The organism is Actinosynnema sp. NPDC020468, assembly GCF_040642015.1.
In the GTDB taxonomy this organism is placed as follows: Bacteria; Actinomycetota; Actinomycetes; order Mycobacteriales; family Pseudonocardiaceae; genus Actinosynnema.
In genome coordinates this window covers 42,518-68,166 of sequence record NZ_JBFAEO010000008.1, presented here as the reverse complement: position 1 = coordinate 68,166, position 25,649 = coordinate 42,518, and the positions used below count along the sequence as shown (strand labels likewise).

The following is a 25,649-nucleotide window of genomic DNA, read 5'->3' as shown; positions in this document are numbered from 1 at the left end:
TTCTCCCCCGGGTGCCGCGATGCTAGGCCTTGCCGAGCGCCTTGCGGATGTCGTCCAGCACGATGCCCGCCGCGACGGGGCCACCGCGCGAGGTCCACGGCACGCCGTCGACCGTCACGACGTGCTTGTCCTTCACGGCCTTGAGCTGCGTCCAGGTCGGGTTCTGCTCGGCCTGCGCCAGCGCGGACGCGCCGTCGGAGTTGAGCGTGCCCAGGAACAGCCAGTCGGCGTCGAGCACGTCGAGCTTCTCCAGGCTGACCGGCTCGGACGGCCCGGTGCCCTCGGTCTGCTGACCCTGCGGGCGCTTGAGGCCGAGCTCGGAGACGATCGTGGACGCGAAGTGCTGCTTCTGGAGGTACGACGGCCCCTGCGGGTTCCAGCGGACCAGGCTGACCTCGGCGGTCGCGTTGGCGCCCAGCGCGTCCTTGGTCTCCTTGACCTTCTTGTCGTAGTCCTTCAGCACCTCGTCGGCCTTGGCCGACAGGTTCAGCGCGGCGGCCACGCCCTTGAGGCTGGCCTTCCAGTCGTCCTTGACCAGGCTGGTGATCACCACCGGCGCGATCGCGTTCAGGTCGGCGATCTGGGCCGGGTCCGGCTCGATGAAGTGGCCGTAGAGGATCACGTCCGGCTTCGGGTTCAGCGCGGCGATGGCCTCGACGTCCGGCTCGGTGATCTCGCCGACCAGCTTGACGTTCGGCACCTTCGCCGACAGGTAGCCCGCGACCGTGTCGCCCTGCCGGGACTTGCTGGCGCCCACCGGCGTGACACCGAGCGCGATCGCCGCGTCCAGGTCGGTCTCGGCCAGCGCCACCACGTTCTTCGGGTTCGCCGGGACCGTGACCTTGGCGCCGGAGGCGTCGGTGATCTCGCGCGGACCGCTGTCCTGCGCGGCCGACGAGGGCGCCGCCGAGGTCGACGTGCTCGCGGCGTCGCCGGGGCTGCACGCGGTCAGGGCCAGCGCACCGGCCAGCACGGCGCCGACCAGGTTTCTACTGCGGAACATCGTTCTCCCAACGGATACGGGCGGGAAGCGACTGCACCTTAACCCACACTAAGGGGAGCCTTACCTAATGAGTGGGATAACTTTTCCGCATCGCCGCGCCGAGATCGGCCGCCGTCGCGACGACGGTCGCCTCCGTCGGGCCGTAGGTGTTGATCAGCTCGACGCCGGGCGCGGTGGATCTCCACTGGTCGACGCGGGTGCCGAGGGCGGCCTCGCCCCCGATCACCACCGCCCGCACGGACTCCGGCACGGGCGTGCCGCCGGCCACGACGTGTGCCACCTCATGCCAGAACGCCGTAGGCAGGTCCAGGAACGTGATGTGGGCTTCGTCGCACGCGCGCAGGAACCCGTCGACCGACGCGGTCATCTCGTCGGTGCGCAGCACGAGCGTCGCGCCCGCGCAGAGCGCGACGAACACCTCCTCCACGCTGGCGTCGAAGTGCAGCGCGGCGAACTGGAGCACCCGGTCCGCCGCGGTGACCCCGTACCGGGCGGTGGCGGCGCGCACGAAGCCCGCCAGGGCCTTCCGGGTCACCAGCACGCCGTTGGGCCGTCCGGTCGAACCCGAGGTGTGGATGACGTAGGCCAGGTGGTCGGGCGTGACGGCACCCTCGCCCGAGGACCGTCCACTGAGGACCAGCCCGTCGCCGATCACCAGGTGCGCCGCGTCGTACACCGGTTTCGTCCGCTCGACCGGCGCGTCCGGGTCCACCGGCACGTACGCCGCGCCCGCGAACAGCACGCCGAGCAGCGCGGTGATCGTCTCCAGCCGACGGCCGGAACCCAGTGCCACCAGCACGTCCGGTCCCGCGCCGCGCTCGCGCAGCCGGGCGGCCAACGCGTCGGCCTCGGCCACCAGCTCGGCGTAGGTCAGCGTCGCCTCGCCGCGTTCGACCGCGATCGCCTCGGGCCGTTCGGCGGCCCGGGCCCGGATCAGGTCCACCACGTCCGGCGCGGGCGGTTGTGGTTGATAGGCCACGACGGCGGTGTCCGCCAACGGGAGGCGGCCGATGGGCCGTTCGGGCGTGCGGACGGCCTCGTGCAGCAGGCGCGTCAACCGGTCCCGGTGCCGGTCGAGCTCGTCCTGGTCGTACAGCGCGGGGTTGCCGTCGAGCTCGACGCTCAGGCCCGCGCCGTCGGAGAAGTCCCGGACGCCGATCGCCAGGTCCTCCACCGGGCCGGCGGCGAGGTTGCGCATCCGGCCGGGGTGCCCGCCGAACCGCAGGTCGTTGTCGAACGGCATGACGTTGACGACCGGGCCGAACAGCTTGCGGTTGCCGCCGACCAGCGACAGGTCGCGGCGGATCTGCTCGTGCCGGTACCGCTGGTGCGGCCGGGTGCGGCGGATCTGCGCGGCGACCTCGCGGGCCAGCTCGGGCAGCGTCGCCGCCGAGGACACCGGCACCCGCAGCGGCACGATGTTCATCACGATCGCGGGCACCCGCAACAGCGGCGTGCCGAGGCGGCCCATCACCGGCAGGCCCAGCACGACCTCCTCCGCGCCGGTCGCCCGGTGCAGGTACGCGGCCACCGCGGCGGTGACCAGGTCCGGCCACCCGACGCCCTCGGCCTTCGCCAGCGCGCGCAGGTCCTCCGCCGCGACCCGGGTCACCGCGCGCACGGTGTGGTCGCCGATGCCCGCGAGCCGGTCGACCAGACCGGGCGGCTCGGGCAGGTCGGCCAGGTAGTCGGCCCAGAACGCGGCGTCCGCGGCGTGCTTCGGTGAGTCCACATAGGACTGCTCGACGTCCAGCACCTTCCCGAACGGGCCGAACTCGGTGCCGCCGCCGTCGGTGTAGAGGTCGGCGACCCGCCTGGCCAGCAACGAGAACGCGTAGCCGTCGACCGCGATGTGGTGCACCCGCTGGTGCCACACCCACCGGTCGTCGGCCAGTTTCAGCAGCGCCTGGGCGAACAGCGGACCGGTGGCCAGGTCGACCGGCAGGCGCACGTCGGCGCGCATCCAGTCCTCGGCCGCCGCCAACGGGTCCGGCGCGCCGGACAGGTCGAGCACCGGGAACGGCCAGTCGACCGGGTCGTGCACCTGCCGGGGTTCCTCGTGCTCCAGGAAGAACCGGGCGTGCAGCGACTGCGCCTCGGCCACCGCCGCGCGGACCGCCGGCTCGAACCGGCCGGCGTCGACCGGTCCTTCGACCAGCACGTAGTCGGCCGTGTTGTACACCGGGTTGGCCGGGTCGAGCTGCTGCCCGAACCAGATGGAGGACTGGGCCGCGGACAGCGGCAGGCTCGCGGTCATGACTGGCACTCCCGGTGCAGGATCGGCCCGATCACCGCGAGGGCGCCGGGGTCGGTCATCTCGTCGTGGGTGGCGTCGACCTCGACGACGCGCACCCGGCCCACGTACTCGTCCCAGCGGGCCGGGGTGAACGCGGGCTCGGGCTCCTCGCGTGCCGCGGTGAACAGCAGGAGTTCGCCGTCCACCACACCGAGTTCGGCGCCCGCCACCTGGTCGGCCGACGCGAGCAGGTTGTCCAGCACGGCGTTCAGCGCGACCCGGTCCAGGCCGAGCGAGCCCTGCTCGTGGACCAGCTCCACCACCAGGTCCCGATCGTCCACATCGGACGATTCGAGGCCTGCCATGTGCAGCAGGAACCGGGTGGCGTCGGCCACGTCGGTGCGCTCCGGGCCGCCGGGCGGGTAGGCGTCGAGCATCGCCAGCAGCGCGACCCGCTCGCCGTCCGCCTGGAGCAGGCTCGCGATCCGGTGCGCCACCAGGCCGCCGAGCGAGAAGCCCAGCAGGTGGTACGGCCCGTGCGGCTGGACCTCGCGGAGGTGCGCCAGGTACTCCCGGGCCATCTCCTCCACCGACGGCGGCGCGCCGGGCGTGCTCAGCGTGCGGGCCTGCAACGCGTACAGCGGTCGGTCGGGCAGGTGCCGGGCCAACCCGGCGAACGACCAGCCGAGCCCCGCCGCCGGCGGCAGGCAGAACAGCGGCGCCGCGCTTCCCCTCTCCCGCAACGGGAGCAGCGTGCGCACGGCCGCGGCCGGGTCCTGCACCTCGGCCAGCCGGGCGGCGAGCGCGGCGGGCGTCGGACAGGCGATCAGGTCCGGCAGCGCGATCGTGCGGCCGAGCGCCTGACCCAGTGCCGCCTGCAACCGCACCACCAGCAGGGAATGACCGCCCAGCGCGAAGAAGTCGTCCGACAGCCCGACCTCCGGCAGCCCCAGCACCTCGGCGTACGCGACGCACAGCAGCCGCTCGACCGGGGTGCGCGGCGCGCCGCCCTTCGCGCCCGCGTCCGGCGCCGGCAGCGCGCGCCGATCGAGCTTGGCGTTGGGCGTGAGCGGGAAGCTCTCCAGCACCACGATCGCGCCCGGCACCAGGTGTTCGGGCAGCAGCTTCGCCACGTCCCGGCGCACCTGCGCGGGGTCGAGGTCGCCGACCACGTACCCGACGAGCTGCTTGACCCGGTCCTCGCGCAGCACCACCGCGGCCTGACGCACGCCGGGCAACGTGGCCAGCGCGTTCTCCACCTCGCCCGGCTCGACCCGGAACCCGCGCAGCTGCACCTGGTCGTCGGTGCGGCCGTGGAAGTCCAGGTCGCCGGTGTGCCGCAGGCTGACCAGGTCACCGGTCCGGTAGAGCCGGGATCCGGGCGGCCCGAACGGGTCCGCGACGAACCGCAGCGCGGTCAGGTCCGGCCTGCCGTGGTAGCCGCGGGCCAGTCCAGGCCCGCCCAGGTACAGCTCGCCGGGCACGCCGACCGGCACCGGGCGCAGGGCCGCGTCCAGCACGTACGCCCTGGTGCCCGGGTCCGGCACGCCGATCGGCACCTTGGTGCCGTGCCAGTCCTGGTGGTGCCGCCACAGCGTCGAGTTGACCGTGGCCTCGGTGGGGCCGTACGCGTCGTGGAAGCGGACCGTGCCGCCCCAGCGGTGCACCAGGTCGGGTGTGACGGCCTCGGTGCCGCACAACAGGGTCGCGCCCGTCGGCAGCGCGCACTCCTCGGGCAGCGCCCCCAGCACGGCGGGCGGCAGCGCGAGGTGCGTGACACCGGTGGCCGCGATGTAGTCGGTCAGCTCGGCGGAGGCGACCCGGCGGTGCGCCGGCACGACGACGGCCGTGCCGCCGACCAGGATCGCCATCGCCCACTCGAAGAACGCCAGGTCGAAGCTGATCGACGCGAACAGCAGCACCCTCGACTCCGGCGTGACGTCCAGCGACCGGGTCGCGGTGGCGACCAGCGCCGGCACGCCCTCGTGCGTCACGACGACGCCCTTGGGCACACCCGTCGAACCGGACGTGTAGATCACGTACGCCGGGTGCTCCGGCCGCAGCCCGTGATCGGGCTCGACGGCGGGCGCCGCGTCCCAGCGGGCCCGGAACTCCGGGTCGTCCAGCGCGAGGCCGTCGACCGCTCCGTCCGAAGTGGACAGCACGACGACCGGACGAGCGTCGGCCACCAGGTGCTCGATCCGCTGCCGCGGGTAGTTCGGGTCGATCGGCAGGTAGGCCGCGCCGGACCGCAGCACGCCCAGCACCGCCACCACCATCTCGGCGGTGCGCGGCAGCGCGAGGCCCACCGTGCTCTCCGGGCCCGCGCCCAGTTCGGCGAGCACGTGCGCCAGCTTGGCCGACCGCTCGTCCAGCTCGGCGTAGGTGAGCACCTCGTCCTCGCACACCACCGCGACGGCGTCCGGCCGGGTGCGGGCGTGCGCGGCGAACAGCTCCGGCACGGTCCGCACCGGGTCGTCGACCTCGTTGTCGTTGAACGATTCCACGACCTGCGTCCGCTCGGCCGGCGTGAGCAGCGAGAGCCGCCCGACCGCGACGTCCGGCCGGTCGACCACCTGCTCCACCACGGCGTGCAGCCGCGCGGCGAGCGCGCCCATCTCCTCGGCGGAGAACACGTCCGACCGGTAACCCAGTTGCAGCACCAGGTTCACGCCCGGCAGCACGGACAGGCTCAGCGGGTAGTGCGTGGCGTCCTGGTCGACCGCGCCGGTCACCCGCACGCCGGCGAACTCCTCCGCCGCCGCGTCCGGGTCGAACGGGTAGTTCTCGTACACCGCCAGCGTGTCGAACAGCTCGCCGATCTCGGCCAGTCCCACGTGCTGGTGGTCCAGCAGCGCCGACTGCTCGGCCTGCACCCGCACCGCGAGGTCGGCCACCGACTCGGCCAACCGGAGTCGCACGCGCACCGGCACGGTGTTGATGAACAGGCCCACCATGTCCTCGACGCCGGGCAGCTGCGGCGGCCGGCCGGACACCGTGGTGCCGAACACCACGTCCGTGCGACCGGTCAACCCGCCGAGCACCAGCGACCACACCACCTGCACGACGGTGTTCGCCGTCACGCCGGTGGTCCGCGCCCAGCGGTCCAGCCGCGCGGTCAGCTCGGTCGACAGCTCGACCGACACCTGGTCCGGGCGCAGCGGCTCGCGGTCGCCGGGCGGCGCGACCAGCGTCGGCCCGTCCACATCGGACAGTGCCGAGCGCCACGCGGCCAGCGCGCGGTCGTGGTCCTGCTCGGCCAGCCAGCGCAGGTAGTCCCGGTACGGGGTGCGGCGCTCCGGCCGCTCCCCCGCGTACCGGGTGAACAGCTCGCGCACCAGCAGCGGCGTCGACCAGCCGTCCAGCAGCAGGTGGTGGTTGGTCACCAGCAGCCGGAACCGCTCGGAACCCAGGCGCACCACCGTGATCCGCAGCAACGGGGGCAGCGCCAGGTCGAACCGCGCCTTGTCCTCCTCGGCCGCGTCGGGCGAGTCGGTCACCCGCCACCAGCCGGCCACCCGCTCCGGCACGACCGACACCACGCGGCCGCTCGGCGCGGTGCGGAAGCCGGCACGCAGGTTCGGGTGGTCGCGCAGCAACCCCTCGGCGGCGGCGCGCAGCCGGTCGAGGTCGAGCGGACCGGCGAGGTCCAGCGCGAGTTGCACCGTGTAGACGTCCGGGCCGCCCTCGTGGTCGAGCAGGGCGTGGAAGTACAGGCCCTCCTGCAACGGCGTGGCGGGCCACAGGTCCTGCACGCCCGGCGAGGCGAGCGCGTCCACGTCCTGCTGGGTCAACGCCACCAAGGGGAAGTCCGACGGCGTGTGCCCGCCACCGGTGTCCGCCGCCAGCACCCGCACCTCGCGGGCGAACGCGTCGGCCAGCTCGCGCGCCCGGTCGTCCGGGAGCACCCGGGAGGGCCAGGAGAACGTGGCGACCAGCTCACCCGCGACGTCCTCGACGTTCACCTCCAGCACGTGCGTGGCCGGCATGTCCGCGTCCGCGCCGCCGGTCAGGTCGGCGCTCTCCGGTGCGGCCGACCACACACCCTCCGGCGCGCTCGTCGCCTTGCCCAGGTAGTTGAACGCGATCTGGGCGCGGGACGCGGGAAGCCGGTCGCCCAGCAGCCCGAAGCCGATCGCGGACGGCGTCGCGCGCACCTGTTCCTTGACCGCCTGGAGACCGCGCCTGCCGTCCAGCCGCACCGGGTGCACGGTGGTGAACCAGCCGACCGTGCGCGAGGTGTCCAGCCCGAGGTCGGCCCGACCGTGCCCCTCGAGGTCGACCAGCACCGGCCCGGTCGGCCGGACCGCCCTGGCCAGCGCGGTGAGCAGCACGTCCTCGACCCGCGCGTGGTACGCCGCGACGACACCGGTCGGCGTCGGACCCGCCGACACCTTCAGGTGGCTCATGGTCGCGGAGGTGTCCCTCGTCGGGTCGAGCGCGTCGAACAACGGCTCGGCGTCGGCCAGAACCCCGTGCCAGTGCGGCAGTTCCACGCTCACGTCGAGGTCGCGCAGGTGGTGCGCCCAGCGCCGGAACGACGCGCTCGGCGGCGGCAGCTCCTCGCCGCGGCACGCGGCCGCCAGGTCCGGCACCAGGATCCGCCACGACACCTCGTCCACCACCAGGTGGTGGATCACCAGCAGCAGCCGGCCCGGCGTCGCCACCGCGCGCAGCAGCACACCACCGGCCGGGTCGAGCGCGGCCTGCGCCAGCTCGGCCTCCGCCTGCCAGTCGGCCTTCTCCAGCCACCGCACCGGGATCTCGCCGGGACGGGACACCACGAGCGTGCGGCCGTCGAGTCGACCGGCCAGCACCGGGTGCGCCGCGACGACCTGCCGCAACGCCGTCCGCAGCACGTCCTCGGTCAGGTCCTCGGGCGTGCGCAGCAGCACCGCCTGGCTGAACCCCCCGACACCGGCCGGGAGGTCGAGCAGCCACCGCATGATCGGGGTCGGCGGCACCTCGCCGAACGGCTCGTCCGGTTCCGCCACGACGACCGCGTCGCTCGCGATCGCGGCCAGCGCGGCGGGCGTGCGGTGGTCGAACACCTGGCGCGGCGTGAGCACCACGCCCGCCGCGCGCGCCCGGCTGACCAGCTGGATCGACACGATGCTGTCGCCGCCCAGGTCGAAGAACCCGTCGTCGACGCCGACCCGCTCGACCCCGAGCAGGTCCGCGAACAGCCCGCACAGCACGGTTTCCGCCTGGGTGGTCGGCGCGCGGTAGCCGGCGGTCGACCACCGCGGCGCGGGCAGCGCGGCCCGGTCCACCTTCCCGTTGGGCAGCAGCGGCAGCGCGTCCAGCACCACGACCGCGCTCGGCACCATGTGCTCGGGCAGCACCCGCGCGGCGTGCGCGCGCACCGCGTCGGCGGACGCGGAACCCTCGACGTAGCCGACGAGTCGACCGTCCAGCACCACGACCACCGCCTGCCGCACGCCGTCGTGACCGCTCAGCGCGGCCGCGACCTCGCCCGGTTCGATCCGGTAACCCCGCACCTTCACCTGGTCGTCGGCCCGCCCGAGCAGCTCGAGGCCGTTCGTGGTCCACCGGGCCAGGTCGCCGGTGCGGTACAGGCGGTCGCCCGGGCCGCCGAACGGGTTGGCCACGAAGCGCTCCGCGGTCGCGCCCGGTCGGCCGAGGTATCCCCGGGCCAGGCCGGGACCGGCCAGGTACAGCTCGCCGGGAACACCGGTCGGCACCGGGCGCAGCGCCGCGTCCAGCACGTGCAGCGACGTGCCCGCCACCGGGGTGACCGTGCCGTCGACGTGCCGGTCGTAAGCGTCCACTGTGTACTCGGTGGGACCGTAGAGGTCGTGCACCACGACGCCTTCGGCCTGGCCGAGCGCGCGCCACAGCGACTCCGGCACGGCCTCGCCGCCGACGCACAGCACGGCGGGCGGGTCGGCCAGCAGGCCGCGCTCGACCAGCTGTGCCAGGTAGGACGGGGTGAAGTCCAGGTGACCGAGGCCGCGTTCGGCGACCAGCGCGAGCACCCGGTCCGGGTCCCGGTACGTGTCGCCGTCCAGCACGTGCAACTCGTGGCCCGCCAGCAGCCACAGGATCGGGTCCCAGGACGCGTCGAAGGCGAACGACGCGGTGTGCGTGACCTTGATCCGCTCGGCGGTGAACACGGACGCGCGGTGCGACGCCAGCAGGTTCGCCAGCGCCCGGTGCTCGACCACGACGCCCTTGGGCCGCCCGGTCGAGCCGGACGTGTGGATCGCGTACGCCGCGCTGCCCGGCCGCACCTCCACCCGCAGCCGTTCGGCGGGCAGTTCCGGCAGGGAGTCCAGGCGCAGCACGGGGTTCGCGTCCGCGAGCACCTGTGCGATCCGCTCGGCCGGGTAGTCCGGGTCCACCGGAAGCACGGCAGCGCCCGACTTGAGCACGCCGAAGATCGCCACGATCGCGTCCGCCGCGCGCGGCAGCGCCAGCGCCACGAACCGCTCGGGTTCCGCGCCCCGTGCCGCGAGCCAGGCGGCCAACCGGTCGGACTCGGCGTCCAGCTCGGCGAACGTCAGCGTGCGGTCCGCCACCACGGCGATCGCGTCCGGCGTCGCCTCCGCCTGCGCGGCGAGGACTTCGGTGACCGGCCGCGCCTCGACCGGGCCGGACGCCAACCGGTCCCGCTCACCGGGCAGCAGCGCGGTGGTCGCGGCCAGCGCGCGGTCGGGCTCGGTGGTGATCACGTCGAGCAGCGCGGTGAGCCGGTCGCCGATCGCGGTGACCTCGGCCGCGGAGCGCAGGTCCGGCCGGTACTCCAGCAGCAGTCGCAGGCGCGCGCCCGGCAGCACGGACAGCGCCAGCGGGTAGTGCGTGGTGTCCCGACCGCCGACGGCCTCGATCGTCACGCCGTCGACCACGTGCGCGGCGCTCTCCGGGTCGAACGGGTAGTTCTCGAACACCACCAGGGTGTCGAACAGCGGCCCGAAGCCGGCGATCCGCTGGAGGTCGGCCAGCGCCACGTGGTGGTGCTCGCCCAGCAGCGCCTGTTCCCGCTGCACGCGGGTGACCAGTTCGCGGAACGTCCACTCCGGACGGAGCCCGACACGCACCGGAACGGTGTTGATGAACAGGCCGATCATCGCGTCCACGTCCGGCAGGTCGCCCGGTCGCCCGGACACCGCCGCGCCGAACACCACGTCGTCGCGCCCGGTCAGGTGGCCCAGCAGCACCGCCCACGCGACCTGCACGACGGTGTTGACCGTGACGCCGAGGTCCTGGGCGAACCCGACGAGCCGGCGCGTCCCCTCCTCGGTCAGCTCGGCGGCGACCTCGGCGGGGTCCACCGCGTCCCGCGAGGCGTGCGGGCTGACCAGGGTCGGCTCGGCCAGTCCCGCGAGCGCGGCCCGCCAGACGTCCGCCGAACTCGGTCGCGCTTCGAGCCATTCGAGGTAGCGGCGGAACGACGGCACGGCCGCCGGCCGGTCGCCCGCGTAGTGCGCGAACAACTCCTGGATCAGCAACGGGGTCGACCAGCCGTCGAGCAGCAGGTGGTGGCTCGTCAGCACGAACCGGTGCCGGTCGCCCGCCGAGAGCAGCGCGCAGCGCGCCAGCGGCGGCCGGGTGAGGTCGAAGCGCTCCCGCTGGTCGCGGCGCAGGAACTCCTCGAAGTCCTCCGTCGACTCCACCCACGGCACGTCCACCGACGCGGGCACCCTGGCGTGCCCGCCGTGCACCGCGATCCGCAGGTTGTCGTGCCGGTTGAGCACCGCGTTCACCGCCGCGCGCAACCGCGCCGGGTCCAGCGGGCCGTGCAGGTCGAGGGTGAGCTGGGTCAGGTAGAGGTCGGGTCCCTCGTCGTCGAGCAGCGCGTGGAACACCATGCCCTGCTGCAACGGGGTCAGCGGCCACACGTCCAGCACGTCGTCGCCGAGTTCGTCCACTTCGGACTGGTCGAGCGCGACCAACGGGAAGTCCGACGGGGTGCGGCCCTCGCCGCCGACCCGCGCCAGCGCGTCCACCCACCGGTCGGCCAGGTCCGCCACCTGGTCCTCGGTGAGCACGCCGTCCTGCCACGACCACACCGCGGTCAGCTCGTCGTCCAGCGCGTCGACGTTGACCTCCAACGGGTACGCGGCGGGCAACCGGTCCGCGCCGCCGCGCAGGGCGGCGGGCAGCGGCGCCCACGGCGCCTCCGAGGTGAGCGAGGTGCGGCCGAGGTAGTTGAAGCAGATCGACCCGCCGCGCAGCCCGCCGAGCAGCCCGAAGCCGAGCCCGTGATCGGGCACCGCGCGCAGCGCCTCCTTGACCTCCTTGAGGGAACCGGGTTCCAGTCGCACCGGGTGCAGGCAGGTGAACCAGCCGATCGCCCGGGACAGGTCGAGGTCGCCCTCGCGGCCGTGCCCCTCGACGTCGACCAGGGTCGAGGTCGTGTCGCCGAAACCGTGGTCGCGCCGCCACCGCGGGACGACCTCGGCGAGCGCGGTCAGCAGCACGTCCTGCGCGGTGCCGTTGACCGCCGCCGGCACGGTCGTCAGCAGCCCGCCGACGGGCGTGGTGACGGTGAGCCGCCGGGTGGTCGCGGCGGTGTCGTCGGCGGTCAGCGCGCGGGACCCGAGCACCGGTTCCCCCTCCGCCACCAGGTCGCGCCAGTACTCGGCGCGCGGATCACGCTCGAGGAGCGACCGCGCCCACGTCCGGTAGGAGACGGGCACCGGGTCGAGTGCCCGGCCGGCGCACGCGGATTCGAGGTCGCCCAGCAGGATCCGCCACGACACCGCGTCCACCACCAGGTGGTGCGCCACGAGCAGCACCGCGTCACCCAGCCGCACCGCCCGGAACATCACGCCGGCGCGCGGGTCCAACGCGTCCTGAGCGGTCCGCAGTGCCTGGGCGACCGGCTCGGTTCCCGGGCGCACGGCCAGCACTTCGCCGTCAGGCTCGGCCGGCACGTCCAGCCGCCACGGGTCCAGGAGCAGCCGCGCGGCCAGCACCGGGTGCCGGCGCACGACCGCGCGCAACCCCGCGGCCAACTCCTCGTCGCTCAGCGCGGCGGGCAGCCGGACCAGCACCTCCTGGCTGTAGGCGGACATCCGGTCGACGTCGTCGCCGACGAGCCGGGCCAGCCACCGGGTGATCGGCGGCGCGGGCACCTCGCCGTACGCCGCGTGCGCGGGTTCGGCGGTGTCCTCGAGGATCCTGGTCGCCACCGCGGCGATCCGGGCGGGCGTGCGCTCGGTGAACACCTGGCGCGCGGTGATCGCGTACCCCGCCGCGCGGACCCGGCCGACGAGCTGGATCGACACGATGCTGTCGCCGCCCAGGGCGAAGAACCCGTCGTCCACGCCGACCCGGCCGACCCCGAGCAGGTCCGCGAACGCCTCGCACAGCACGCGTTCCGCCTCGGTGCGCGCGCCGACGACTACCCGCTCACCCGCCGTCGGCACCGGCAGCGCCGTGCGGTCGAGCTTGCCGTTGACCGTGGTGGGCAGTTCCTCCAGCGCCACCACCGCGGCGGGCACCAGCGGCGCGGGCAGCACGGCGGCCAGCCGGTCGCGCACACCCTCGGCCGACGCCGCCACCACGTACCCGATCAGCCGTCCGTCGAGCACCGCGGCGGCCGCCGCCGACACCCCGTCCAGGCCCGCCAGCGCGGTTTCCACCTCGCCCAGCTCGATCCGGTGACCGCGCACCTTGACCTGGTCGTCGGCTCGACCCAGGAACCGCAACTCACCCCGGTCGGACACGGTCGCGAGGTCACCGGTGCGGTACATCACCGTGCCGGGCGCGCCGTGCGGGTCGGCCACGAACCTCTGCGCGGTCAGGGCCGTGTTGTTCAGGTATCCGCGCGCCAAGCCCGGCCCGGCCAGGTACAGCTCGCCGACGACACCGGCGCCGACCGGGCGCAGCGCGCCGTCGAGCACCCGGGTGACCGTGCCGGCGACCGGCGCCTCCCGGCCCGCACGGCGCAGGTAGGCGTCCACCGCGTACTCGGTGGGTCCGTACAGGTCGACCGCGTCGACCCCGGAAAGCCGGTGCCACAACGACTCCGGCACGGCCTCGCCGCCGACGCACACCACCGGGGGCCGGTGGTCGCCGGTGAGCAGACCCCGGTCGACCAGCTGGGCCAGGAACGTGGGCGTGAAGTCCACGACGTCGATCCGCTCGCGGCGCACCAGCTCGACGTACGCGTCCGGGTCCCGGTACAGGTCCTCGGCCACCACGCGCAGCTCGTGCCCGGCGACCAGCCACAGGATCGGGTCCCAGGAGGCGTCGAACGACAGCGACGCGGTGTGCGCCACCCGCATCCGGTCGGTGGCGAAGTGGTCGCGCCGGTGCGCGGCCAGCAGGTTCGCCAGTGCCCGGTGCTCGACCACGACACCCTTGGGCCGACCGGTGGAACCCGAGGTGTAGATCACGTACGCCGCGTCCCCTGGTGCCGGCCACGGCGCCGGCTCGGAGTCCACTTCGGAGTCCACTGTGGACGGTAGTTCGCGCAGCACGAGCACCGGCTGGGCATCGTCGGTCATCAGCGCCAGGCGTTCGGCGGGGTAGGCCGGGTCGAGCGGCAGCGCGACGCCTCCGGCCCGCAGCACGGCCAGCAGCGCCACCACGGCGTCCGCGCCGCGCGGCAGCGCCAGGCCGACGACCGCCTCCCGGCCCGCGCCCCGACCGCGCAACCAGGACGCGACGCGCTCGACGTCGCGCGCCAACTCGGCGAACGTGCGCGCGCCGCGGTCGTCCACCAGCGCGATCGCGTCCGGCGTCCGCACCGCCTGCGCGGCCAGGGCTTCCGGCACGGTCGGCGCGGCGGTCACCGGCACGCCCGCCGGCGCGGGAGCCGCGTCCAGCGCGGGCAGTCGGCCGACCGGCAGGTCCGGCGTCGTCGCCACCGCCGTGAGCACGTGCAGCAGGTGCCGCACCACGGGCGCCGCGTCGACCACGTCCGGCCGGTGCTCGACGTCGAGCCTGAGCGTCTCGGCCGGGGTCACGGTCAACCCGAGCGGGAACGGCGTGGCGTCGCGACCGGCCTGCGCCGAGACCTTCAGGCCGGGCACGGGTTCGGCGGCCTTGTCCGGGTCGAACGGGTAGTTCTCGAACACCGCCAGGGTGTCGAACAGCTCGCCGGTCGGCCGCTGGATGTCCGCGAGGCCGACGTGCTGGTGGTCCAGCAGCGCGGTGTGCTCGGCCTGGACCCGGGCCAACAGCGCGCGCAGCGGCTCGGCCGGGCGCAGCGCGACCCGCACCGGCACCGTGTTGATGAACAGCCCGATGACCTGCTCGATGCCGGGCACCTCCGGCGGGCGGCCGGACACCGTGGTGCCGAACACCACGTCGTCACGGCCGGTCAGCGCGCCGAGGACGAGCGCCCACGCGGTGTGCACCAGGGTGTTGAGCGTGACGCCCTCCGCGCGGGCCCGGGTGGTGAGGGCCGCGGTGAGGTCCGCGTCCAACGAGGTGCTCACGGTGTCCGGCAGCGCGGGCACGCGGTCCTGGGCCGGGCCGCCGACCAGCGTCGGGCGCACGCCGTCGAGCACCTCGTGCCACACCCGCGCCGAGTCGTCCCGGGTCGCCAACCACCGCAGGTAGTCGTGCGGGCCGGTGACCGGACGTGGTTGTGCCCCTTGGTAGAGCGTGAACAGGTCGTCCAGCAGCAGCGGCGTCGACCAGCCGTCCAGCAGCACGTGGTGGTTGCTGATCACCACCACGTGCTCGTCGGTTCCGGTGCGCACCAGCGTGAACCGGATCAGCGGCGGCACGGCGAGGTCGAAGCGGGTGTCGGCGTCCTGCGCGGTGATCCGGGCCACCGCGGCCGGCCCGTCCTGGCCGGTCACGTCGATCTCCCGCCACGGCACGGTCACGCCCTCGTGGACGACCGCGTGCCGGGTGTCCGGGAACGACGTGCGCAGCGTGGCGTGCCGGTCCAGCACCGCCTGCGCGGCGCGGTGCAGGGCGGCGGCGTCCAGCGGGCCGCTCAGCGCGAGGGTCAGCTGACCCAGGTAGACGTCGGGGCCGTCCTGGTCGAACGCGGACTGGAACACCATGCCCTGCTGGAGCGGCGTCTGCCGCCACACCTCGACCACGTCGGCGGGCAGACCGTCCACTTCGGACTGGGTCAGCACGGCGAGCGGGAAGTCCGCCGGCGTGCGGACGTCCTCGGTCAGCTCGGCCAGCGCGTGCACCCAGGCCTGTGCCAACCGGCTCAGCTCGGCCTCGTCCAGGACCGCGGACGCCCAGGTCGCGGTGAGCACGCCGTCGCGCACCGCCGAGTCCACCTCCAGCTCGTGCGTGACCGGCATCCGCGGGTCGATCCCGTCGACCAGCAGCGCGTTCTCCGCCGCCACGGCGAAGTCGGCGTCCTCGGTCGCGGGCAGCCGGCCGAGGTGGTTGAAGCCGATCGGCGCGGTGGGCAGGTCGTGCGCCAACCGCAGGAAGCCGTACCCGAGCACGTCGGGCAGGGTGCGGAGCTGTTCCTTGACCGCCTTGAGCGCGGCGCGCGGATCGGCCGAGCCGGGGGTGAGCCGCACCGGGTGGATCGCGGTGAACCACCCGACGGTCCGGGACACGTCGAGGTCCCCGTCCCGCCCGTGCGCCTCGCGGTCGACGAGCACGCTGTCCACCCCGCGCACCCGGTGGAACGCCAGGGCCAACGCGGTGAGCAGCGCGTCGTCCGCCTTGACCGACACGGGTTCCGGCGCGGTGACGGTGATCCGCCGGACGTCGCCCTCGGTGCGGGCGCGGTCGAGCGGGTGGGTCTGCTCGCCGGCGATCCCGCGCCACGCGGGCAGATCGGCCGTGTAGTCCCGTTCCCGGCGCGCCCAGGTGCGGAAGGACGCACCGGTGCGCGGGAGGTCGCGGCCGGCGTAGGCGTCCGCGAGGTCGGACAACAGGATCCGCCACGACACCGCGTCCACCGCGAGGTGGTGCACGGCGAGCAACAGCCGGTCCTGGTCCGGGAAGTGGACGGCCTGCACCATCACGCCGGTGTCCGGGTCGAGCCGGTCGCGCGCGGCGGCGGACTCGGTGGTGATGTCGTGCTCCGCCGTCCGGAACACCTCCGGCGCCCGTTCCGGCACGTGCAGGGACCAGCGGTCGCCGCGCACCAGTCGGGCGCGCAGCAGGTCGTGCCGGTCCAGCAGGGCGGCGACGGCGCGGCGCAGGCCGGGCTCGTCGCGCGGCACCCGGATCACCACGGCCTGGTGGTAGCCGGACACCGGGGCGTCCAGGTCGCCGAGCCACGCGGTCATCGGGGTCGTCGGCACGTCGCCGAGCGCGTCCCGCGCCGTGTCGTGCTCGTCCGGCGCGGCGAGCGGCGTGGCCGCGGCGGCCAGGTTGCGCACGGTCTGGTGGGTGAACACGTCCCGCGCGCTCAGGTCGAACCCGGCCGCGCGGGCCCGACCGACGAACTGGATGGACACGATGCTGTCGCCACCCAGGTCGAAGAACCCGTCGGTGGGCGCGACCTCGTCCAGCCGCAGCACTTCCGCGACCAGCGCGCACAGCACGCGCTCGGTCTCGTTCGCGGGCCGCGCGGAACCCGCGGTGTACACCGGGTCGGGCAGCGCGGACTGGTCCAGCTTGTCGTTGCCGGTGCGCGGAAACGACTCCAGCGCGACCACGGCGGCGGGCACCAGGTAGTCCGGCAGCACGCCGGCGAGGTGCCGGCGCACCGCCTCACCCTCCACTGTGGACGGTGTCACGTAGCCGACCAGCCGACCGTCTCGCAGCACGACCGCGGCCTGGTCGACGCCCGGCACGGCCGTCAGCGCGGCGGCGATCTCACCGGGTTCGACCCGGAAGCCGCGCACCTTGACCTGCTCGTCGGCCCGGCCGAGCACGAGCAGGCAGTGCGGCGTCCACTTGGCCAGGTCGCCGGTGCGGTACAGGCGCTCGCCGGGCGCGCCGAGCGGGTCGGCGACGAACCGCTCCGCCGTCGCGCGCGGGTTGCCGAGGTAGCCGCGCGCGAGCGACGCGCCCGCCAGGTACAGCTCGCCGACCACACCGCGCGGCACCGGCCGCAACGCCTTGTCCAGCAACAGTGCCCGGGTGCCGAGCACCGGGCGACCACCCCGCTCGTCCCACCAGTAGGTGTCGACGGTCGCCTCCGTCGGCCCGTACAGGTTGAGCACGCGGGTCCGCCCGACCAGGTCGACCCACAGCGAGTCCGGCACCGCCTCGCCGCCGACCGCGATCACCGAGGGGACGTGGGCGTTGTCGAACAACCCCGCGTCCACCAGCTCGCGCAGGTAGGACGGCGTGAAGTCGAGGTAGTCGATCCGGTGCTCGGCCACGAGGTCGAGCACCGCGCGCGGGTCGCGGTAGACCTCCGCCGGCACGACGTGCAGCAGGTGCCCGCCGAGCATCCACAGCACCGGGTCCCACGACGCGTCGAACGAGAACGACGCGGTGTGCGCGACCCGCAACCGCTCCCCGGCCGCGGGGAACAGCGTCGCCCGGTGCGAGGCGAAGAGCGTCGCGATGTTCTCGTGCGTCACCACGACACCCTTGGGCCGCCCGGTCGACCCGGACGTGTACAGCAGGTACGCGGCCGACCCGGGCGCGATGTCCCAGTCCGGCGGCGCGGGAGTCGTCGCGGGCAGGGAATCCAGCACCAGCACCGGATCCGCGTCGGCGAGCATCGCGTCCAGCCGCGCCCGCGGGTAGTCCCGGTCCAGGTGCAGCGCGGTCGCGCCGGACGCCAGCACGCCCAGCAGCGCCACCACCGAGTCCACCCCGCGCGGCACGGTGATCGCCACCACCCGCTCGGCCACCGCGCCGCGGGCGCGCAACCAGTGGGCCAACCCGGTCACCCGGTCACCCAGCTCGGCGTAGGTCAGCGTCACGACGCCGTCGGTCACCGCGTCCGCGGTGGACGACCCGAGGCCTGCCAGCACCGCGGGCAGCAACGGCGCGTCCACCGGCACGGCCGCCGCCGGGTGCTCGCCGGCCACCAGCACGTCCACCGCGCCGATCCGCACCCCGGTGTCCGCGCAGCACGCGGTCAGCAGCGCCACCAGGCGGGTAGCCAGGTCCGCCACCGTCGTGCCGTCGAACAGGTCGGTCCGGTACTCCACGAACCCGGCCATGCCGCCCGAGTTCTCCTGCACGCTGAACGTCAGGTCGAACTTCGCGGTCTCCTGCGCGGACTGCGCGATCTCGGCGGTCACCCCGGCAAGCTCCGGCGGGCGCCGGTCGCCGATCTGGTGGCTCACCATCACCTGGAACAGCGGGTGGTGCGCGGCCGACCGGGTCGGGTTGACCGCCTCGACCACCCGGTCGAACGGCAGGTCCGCGTGGTCGAACGCGGCCAGGTCGACGCGCCGCACCCGGTCCAGCAGCTCGCGGAACGTCGGGTCGCCCGAGGTGTCCACCCGCAGCACCACGGTGTTGACGAAGAACCCGACCAGCCCGTCCAACGCCGGGTCCGAGCGACCCTCGACCGGCGCGCCCAACGGGATGTCCTCGCCCGCGCCCATCCGGGACAGCAGCGCCGCGACCGCGGCCTGCACCACCATGAACACGCTGGTGCCGGTGTCCCGCGCGACCGCGCGCACCGCCTCGTGCAGCTGCGGCCCGACCGCGAACGGGTGCAGCGCGCCCGCCTGACCCGCGACGGCCGGCGCCGGGTGGTCGGTCGGCAGCGCGATCCGGTTCGGCACGCCCGCGAGCTGCGCGGTCCAGAACGCGACCTGCTCGTCCTGCACCCGGGCCAGCAGCTCCTCGTGCCACAGCGCGTAGTCCGCGTACTGCACGGGCAGCGGTGTCCACTCCGGACTCCCGCCGCGAAGCCTTGCCGCGTAAGCGGTTCCGAGGTCGGCGGAGAGCGGGGCGAGCGACGCCTCGTCACCGGCGACGTGGTGCAGCAGCAACATCAGCCGGTGCTCGGCGCCCGAACCCTCGAGCACCGCGCGCAGCGGCGGCTCGGCGGTGAGGTCGAAGGCGTGGCCGGGGTCGATCGCGCCCCGGTGCAGCACCGGGGCGTCGTCCCGCACCAGCTGTCGCGGCTGCCCGTCGACCTCGGCGAACACCGTCCGCAGCGACTCGTGCCTTGCCACCACGTCGGCCAGCGCGGCCTCCAGCGCCGGCACGTCCAGCGGGCCGGTCAACCGCAGCACGAGCGGCAGGTTGTAGGTGGAGTTGGGGCCCTCCACCGCGTCCAGGAACCACAACCCGCGCTGCGCGGCGGACAGCGGCACGACCTCGGGCCGCGGACCGGCGACCAGCGCGGGCCGGGGCGGCGCGTTCTCGTCCACCACCAGGGCCAACCCGGCGGGCGTCGGCGCGGCGAACAGCGACCGCAGCGGCACGTCGACCCCGAGGTCGGCCCGCACCCGCCCGACGACCTTGGTCGCGAGCAGGGAATGCCCGCCCAGCGCGAAGAAGTCGTCGTCCGCGCCGACCTCGGCCAAGCCCAGCACGTCCGCGAACACCCGGCACAGCGCCTGTTCGCGCGCGGTCGCGGGCACCCGCGTGCCGACCTCGACGGTCGGCGCGGGCAGCGCCTTGCGGTCCAGCTTCCCGTTGGCGGACAGCGGAAGCGCGTCCAGCACCACGAGGAACGACGGCACCATGTGGTCCGGCAGTACCCGCGCGACCGACCGGCGCACCGCGTCCACGTCGACCGCGCCGACCAGGTACCCGACCAGCACCGGCTCGCCGTCCAGCACCTCGCGCAGCACCACGGCCGCCGCGCGCACGCCGGGCGCGGCGATCAGCGCCGACTCGACCTCGCCCAGTTCGACGCGCAACCCGCGCAGCTTGACCTGGTCGTCCACCCGACCCAGGAACTCCAGCACGCCGTCGGGCGTCCACCGCGCCAGGTCGCCGGTGCGGTACATCCGGGAACCGGCCGGGCCGTGCGGGTCCGCGACGAACCGCTCCGCGCTCAACCCGGGCCGGTTCAGGTACCCGCGCGCCAACTGGACGCCGGTCAGGTACAGCTCGCCCGGCACGTGCGGCGGCACGGGCCGCAACCGCGCGTCCAGCACCCGCAACCCGGTGTTCCACACGGGTCGACCGATCGGCACGGTGGTCCGGTCGGCCGAGGCGACCTGCCACGACGTGACGTCGACCGACGCCTCCGTCGGCCCGTAGAGGTTGTGCAGCTCGGCCGAGAGCACCTCGCGGCACCGCCGGGCCAGGTCCGCGGGCAGCGCCTCGCCCGAGCAGATCACCCGGGCCAGGCTCGCGCACCCGGTGGCGGCCGGTTCCGCGAGGAAGGCGCGCAGCATGGACGGCACGAAGTGCGCGGTGGTGACCCGCTCGGCGCGGATCAGCTCGGCCAGGTACGCCGGGTCGCGGTGCCCGTCCGGCTTGGCCACGACCAGGGTCGCGCCCGCCAGCAGCGGCCAGAAGAACTCCCACACCGACACGTCGAAGGTCGCCGGCGTCTTCTGGAGCACCCGCTCCCCCGGCGCGAGCCGGTACCGGTCCTGCATCCACAGCAACCGGTTCACGATGCCCCGGTGCGGCACCACGACGCCCTTGGGCCGTCCGGTGGAACCCGAGGTGAAGATCACGTACGCGGCGTCGTCCGGCGTGGCCACCGGCAGCGGCCGCGGCTCGACCTCGGGCAGCTTCCCGGGTTCCACCACGACGTGACCGGGGAAGTCCACTGTGGACACCACGGCCACCGGGCGGGCGTCGGCCAGCACACCGGCGATCCGGTCGGCCGGGTGGTCGACGTCGACCGGCAGGTAGGCCGCGCCCGCGCGCTGGATCGCGTGCAACGCCACGACCAGCTCGATCGAACGCGGCAGCGCGACCGCGACCAGCGCGTCCGGCCCGGCGCCGAGCGAGGCCAGCACCTGGGCCAGTTCCTCGACCCGCGCGTCGAACTCCGCGTAGGTCAGCTCGACGCCGTCGGCGACCAGCGCGACCGCGTCCGGCGTCGCCGCGACCCGGCGGCGGACCAGCTCGGGCAGGGTGGTGTCCGGTACCCGGCGCGCGGTGTCGTTCCAGTGGCCCAGTTCCCGGCGTTCGCGCGCGGACAGCAGGTCGAGGTCGTCCAGCGGCGTCGACGGGTCGGCGGTGATCGCGGTGAGCAGCCGGACGAAGCGGTCGCCGAGGGTCCGGGCGGTGGCCGAGTCGAACAGGTCGGTGCGGTACTCGACGCTGCCGGTCATCGCCGAACCGGTGTCCACGACGCCGAAGGTCAGGTCGAACTTGGCCGTGCCGACGCCCGTGACGTCCACGGTGGACTTCACACCGGGCAGGTCGAGTCGCTCGGCCAACCCGGCGCGGTGCACCAGCATCACCTGGAACAGCGGCGAGTGCGCGGGCGAGCGCGCCGGGTTCAGCGCCTCCACGACCCGCTCGAACGGCACGTCCGCGTGGTCGAACGCGGCCAGGTCGACGGCCCGCACCAGGTCCAGCAGCTCGGCGAACGTGCCGGCGCCCGCGGTGTCCACCCGCAGCGCCAGGGTGTTGACGAAGAACCCGACAAGCCGGTCCAGCTCGGTGTCGCCGCGACCGGCCACCGGCGTGCCGACGGTGATGTCCTCGCCCGCGCCCAACCGGCGCAGCAACGCGGTGAGCGCGGCGTGCAGCACCATGAACACGCTGGTGCCGGTGCGGGACGCGAGGTCCCGGATCCCGTGCGCGACGCCGTGCGGGACGGTGAACGGCACCGTGTCGCCCGCCGCGCCCGCGATCGCCGGCCGGGGGCGGTCGGTCGGCAGGTCGAGCACCTCGGGCGCGCCCGCCAGCGCGGCGCGCCAGTGCGCGAGCTGCGCCTCGCCGGTCAGGTCGAGCAGATCCCGTTGCCACAGCGCGTAGTCCGCGTACCGGACCGGCAGCTCGGGCAGGTCGGCCGTGCCGCCCGCGAGCCGAGCCCGGTACGCCGCGGTGAGGTCGCCCACCAGCGGCGCCATCGACCACTCGTCGGCCGCGATGTGGTGCAGCAGCAGGACGAGCACGTGCCGGGAGTCGGACCGCACCAGCGTCGCGCGCACCGGCGGCTCGGCGGTCAGGTCGAACGGGCGGCGGATCTCCCGGCGCACCGCGGACTCCGGGTCGGCCGCGACCACCACGCGCAACGGCGGCGGCACCTCGAGCACCCGCGCGCACCCCGTGCCGTCCGCGCCCTCGGGGAACACCGTGCGCAGCGACTCGTGCCGCCGCGCCACGTCCGCGAGCGCGCCCTCCAGCGCCGGCACGTCGAGCGGACCGCTCAACCGCACCACCAGCGGCAGGTTGTAGGTGATGTCGGCCGGGTCGAGCCGGTGCAGGAACCACAACCGCTGCTGGGCGAACGAGAGCGGCAGGTCGTCGGGCAGCACGCGGCGGGTCAGCGCCGGTCGGCCGAGGTCGGTCAGCGCCGCCGCGACACCCGCCGGCGTCGGCGTGGCGAACAGCGCCCGCAGCGACAGGTCCTGGCCGACCTCCGCGCGCACCGCGCCGATCAGCCTGGTCGCGAGCAGGGAGTGCCCGCCCAGCGCGAAGAAGTCGTCGTCCGCGCCGACCTGCGCCACCCCGAGGACGGTCGCGAACAGCGCGCACAGCCGGGTTTCCAGCGGGGTCGCGGGTGCCCGGCCGACCGCGTGCACGACCGGCGCGGGCAGCGCCCGGCGGTCGACCTTGCCGTTGGTGGTCAACGGGATCCGGTCCACCGGCACGATCGCGGCCGGCACCAGGTAGTCCGGCAGCACCGCGCCGAGCCGGGTCCGCACGTCGACCGCGTCGAGCGTCGCGGGCACCACGTACCCGACGAGCCGCAGCGAGCCGCCGACGTCCGGCAGCGCGAGCACCGCCGCGCCCACGACGCCCGGCACCGCGGTCAGCGCGGCCGTCACCTCGCGCGGCTCCACCCGGAAGCCGCGGATCTTGACCTGCTCGTCCGCCCGACCGACGTACTCGAAACCGCCGTCGGTCCGCTGCCGCACCAGGTCGCCGGTGCGGTACATGCGGGTGCCCGGCACACCGTGCGGATCGGCCACGAAGCGGGACGCGGTGAGCCCGGTGTTGCCCAGGTACCCGCGCGCGAGCCCGTCGCCGGACAGGTACAGCTCGCCGACCAGGCCCTCGGGGACCGGGTGCAGGCCACCGTCCAGGACGTACGCCCCGGTGTTGGCCAGAGGTCGTCCGATGGAGACGGCGTGCGAGGGCGGTGCGGTGTCGGGCATGGCGGAATGCTCCAGAGGTCCACACGATCGGGTGACAAGCTAAGGTGAGGCTAACCTAATGCATCGGTGGTACGCACCGCTGCCGATCAGCCCTGTGACATTGCTCCGAGGAGACCCGAATGCGGCTCGGCGACCTGGTTGTCGACGTGGCACCCCTGCGAGAGAGCAGGGAGTTCCGCTTCCTGTTCGTGGCGAGACTGGTGTCCCTGTTCGGCTTCGGCCTGACCACCGTCGCGATCCCGGTCCAGGTCTACGGCCTGACCGGTTCCTCGATCCAGGTGTCCCTGGTCAGCCTGGTGATCATGGTCCCGATGCTGGCCGGCACCCTCGCGGGCGGCGTGCTGGCGGACCGGATGGACCGGCGGAGGCTGATCCTGCTGGCGCGCGGCGGCGCGGTGCTGGTGTTCGCGGCACTGGCCCTCAACGCCTCGCTCGACCACGCGCACCTGTGGGCGATCTACCTGTGCGCGGCGCTGAACAGCGTGCTGAACGGGTTGAGCGCCACGGCGTTGATGGCCGCCACGCCGGCCATCGTCGGACGCGGTCAGCTCGCCGCGGCGGGCGCGCTGATGGCGATCACCGCCGAACTGGGCGCGATCGTCGGACCGTCCGTCGGCGGCGCGCTGACCGCCGGGCTCGGCCTCGCCTGGAACTACGGGCTGACCGCCGTGGCGACGGCGATCACCACGGGGCTGGTGTCGTTCATCCGACCGCTGCCGCCGACCGGCGAGGTGGACGAGAACCCCGTCCAGTCCATTGTGGAGGGTTTGAGGTTCGTGGCGCGCAACCGGGTCGTCGCCGGATTGCTCCTGATCGACGTGTGCGTGGCGCTGTTCACCATGCCGTTCGCGCTGTTCCCTGAACTGGCCGAGCGGGTGTTCGAGGGCGGCGCCGGCGTGGTCGGCCTGCTGTACTCCGCGCCCGCCGTCGGCGCGATGATCGCCGCGACGGCCAGCGGCTGGACCGGTCGGGTCCGGCGCACCGGGCACTACCTGGTCGGCGCGACGATCGCGTGCGGCGTCGCGGTGGCCGGGTTCGGGCTGAGCAACGGCGTGCTGTGGCTCGCGCTGGTGAGCCTCGCGCTGCTCGGCGCGGCCGACACCGTGTCCGAGATCCTGCGGCGTTCCCTGTTGCAGCACAACACCCCCGACCACTTGCAGGGCCGCGTGAGCAGCCTTTGGCTGGCGCAGACCAACATCGCGCCCGCGCTGGGCAACTTCGAGGCGGGCGTGCTCGCCCGACTGGTGGGACCGGTGACCGCGGTCGTCGTGGGCGGCGCGCTGTGCGTCGTCACGTCCTCCGCCGTCGGCGCGGCGATGCCCGCCCTGCGGCGGTCGAGCCTCCAGGACCCGTCCGCCGACGACCTCGCCTCGGCCTGAGCCCCGTTGTCGAGCAGGGCGCCGACGGGCGCCCTACTCGGCGGGCGCGTGGTGGTCGAAGTTCTCCTCGCCGCGCTTCCAGTAGCCGTCGACGTCGATCGACTCGCGCGGGAGGCCGCGCTCGTCGCGCAGCAGCCTGCGGATCGGCTTGAGCGAGTTCGCCTCGCCCGCGACCCACGCGAAACCGCTGCCCTCGGGCAGCACCAGCGCCGCGATGGCGTCGTGCAGCAGGGTCGTGCTGCCCGCCTCGGCGCCGTCCCGGTACAACCAGGTCAGCCGGACGTCCGCCTTCGAGGTCAACTCCTGGTGCTCGGCCTCGTCGGCGACCTCCACGAAGGCGAACACCGTCTCACCCTCGTCGGCCTGCTCCAACCAGCGGGCGAGCGCCGGCAACGCGGTCTCGTCGCCCGCCACGAGGTACCAGTCCCGCCCCTTGGGCACCAGCACGGACCCGCGCGGCCCGAGCACGCCCACCGCGTCGCCCTCGCGCGCGCCGGCCGCCCAGGACGAGCCGGGGCCCTCGCCGTGCACCACGAAGTCGATGTCGAGTTCGCCCTGCTCGGCCCGGTACTCGCGCACCGTGTAGTCGCGGAACGTGGGCCGCGGCGCGTTCGGGTCCCGCTCCAGGCCCTCGGGGCCGAGCTTGGGCATCACCGGCAGCCCGTCCCGCTCGGCGGGGAAGAACAGCTTGACGTGGTCGGCGGGCGCGGCCTCCTGGAACCCGTCGAGGTCAGGCCCGGCCAGCGTCACGCGCACCATCTTCGGGGTCACGTTCCGCACGGCCTTGACCCGCAGCACACGGGGCTTCAGGTCGTACTGCACGACCTCGACGCCAGCCTGTTCAGCCACCACGACTCCTTCACTCCGGTTTGCTAAGCCTCACCTTACTTCGTGATGGCCGGGTGATCCACAGTCGCCCGCCGGCGGGCGTGGCCGGGCCGAGGCGGGTTCGTAGACTG

The 25,649-nt window shown here is 74.3% G+C and carries 5 protein-coding genes; 1 reads left to right on the top strand and 4 read right to left on the bottom strand.

Translation table 11 applies throughout. The annotated features are described in order from the left end of the window. Positions 1–22 precede the first annotated feature (22 nt). From AB0G50_RS08975 to AB0G50_RS08965, 3 genes are all read right to left on the bottom strand, one after another. Entirely contained in the window at positions 23–1,003 is a 981-nt protein-coding gene (locus AB0G50_RS08975; RefSeq protein WP_360104064.1) for an iron-siderophore ABC transporter substrate-binding protein, read from the bottom strand. A 64-nt stretch (positions 1,004–1,067) separates the two neighbouring features. After that, positions 1,068–3,260 (bottom strand): condensation domain-containing protein, encoded by a 2,193-nt coding sequence (locus AB0G50_RS08970; RefSeq protein ID WP_360104061.1) that lies wholly within the window; start codon positions 3,258–3,260, stop codon positions 1,068–1,070. Then, positions 3,257–23,311 carry a non-ribosomal peptide synthase/polyketide synthase gene (locus AB0G50_RS08965; RefSeq protein ID WP_360104058.1) on the bottom strand — a complete coding sequence of 6,685 codons (20,055 nt, stop codon included), beginning with the start codon at positions 23,309–23,311 and terminating at the stop codon, positions 3,257–3,259. Before AB0G50_RS08965 ends, AB0G50_RS08970 begins: the two co-directional genes overlap by 4 nt. A gap of 119 nt (positions 23,312–23,430) precedes the next feature. Between AB0G50_RS08965 and entS the strand changes: the two genes are divergently transcribed. Beyond that, a complete protein-coding gene (gene entS, locus AB0G50_RS08960) occupies positions 23,431–24,690 on the top strand; it encodes an enterobactin transporter EntS (RefSeq protein ID WP_360104055.1) in 1,260 nt (419 codons plus the stop codon). Between the two features lie 33 nt (positions 24,691–24,723). Here the strand turns inward: entS and AB0G50_RS08955 are convergent, their stop codons facing one another. Beyond that, entirely contained in the window at positions 24,724–25,539 is an 816-nt protein-coding gene (locus AB0G50_RS08955; protein ID WP_360104052.1) for a siderophore-interacting protein, read from the bottom strand. Positions 25,540–25,649: the final 110 nt, after the last annotated feature.

Excerpts from the sequence above, each read along its gene's own strand:
- entS (WP_360104055.1), top strand. The coding sequence starts at position 23,431 with ATGCGGCTCGGCGACCTGGTTGTCGACGTGGCACCCCTGCGAGAGAGC.
- AB0G50_RS08975 (WP_360104064.1), bottom strand. The coding sequence starts at position 1,003 with ATGTTCCGCAGTAGAAACCTGGTCGGCGCCGTGCTGGCCGGTGCGCTG.
- AB0G50_RS08970 (WP_360104061.1), bottom strand. The coding sequence starts at position 3,260 with ATGACCGCGAGCCTGCCGCTGTCCGCGGCCCAGTCCTCCATCTGGTTC.
- AB0G50_RS08965 (WP_360104058.1), bottom strand. The coding sequence starts at position 23,311 with ATGCCCGACACCGCACCGCCCTCGCACGCCGTCTCCATCGGACGACCT.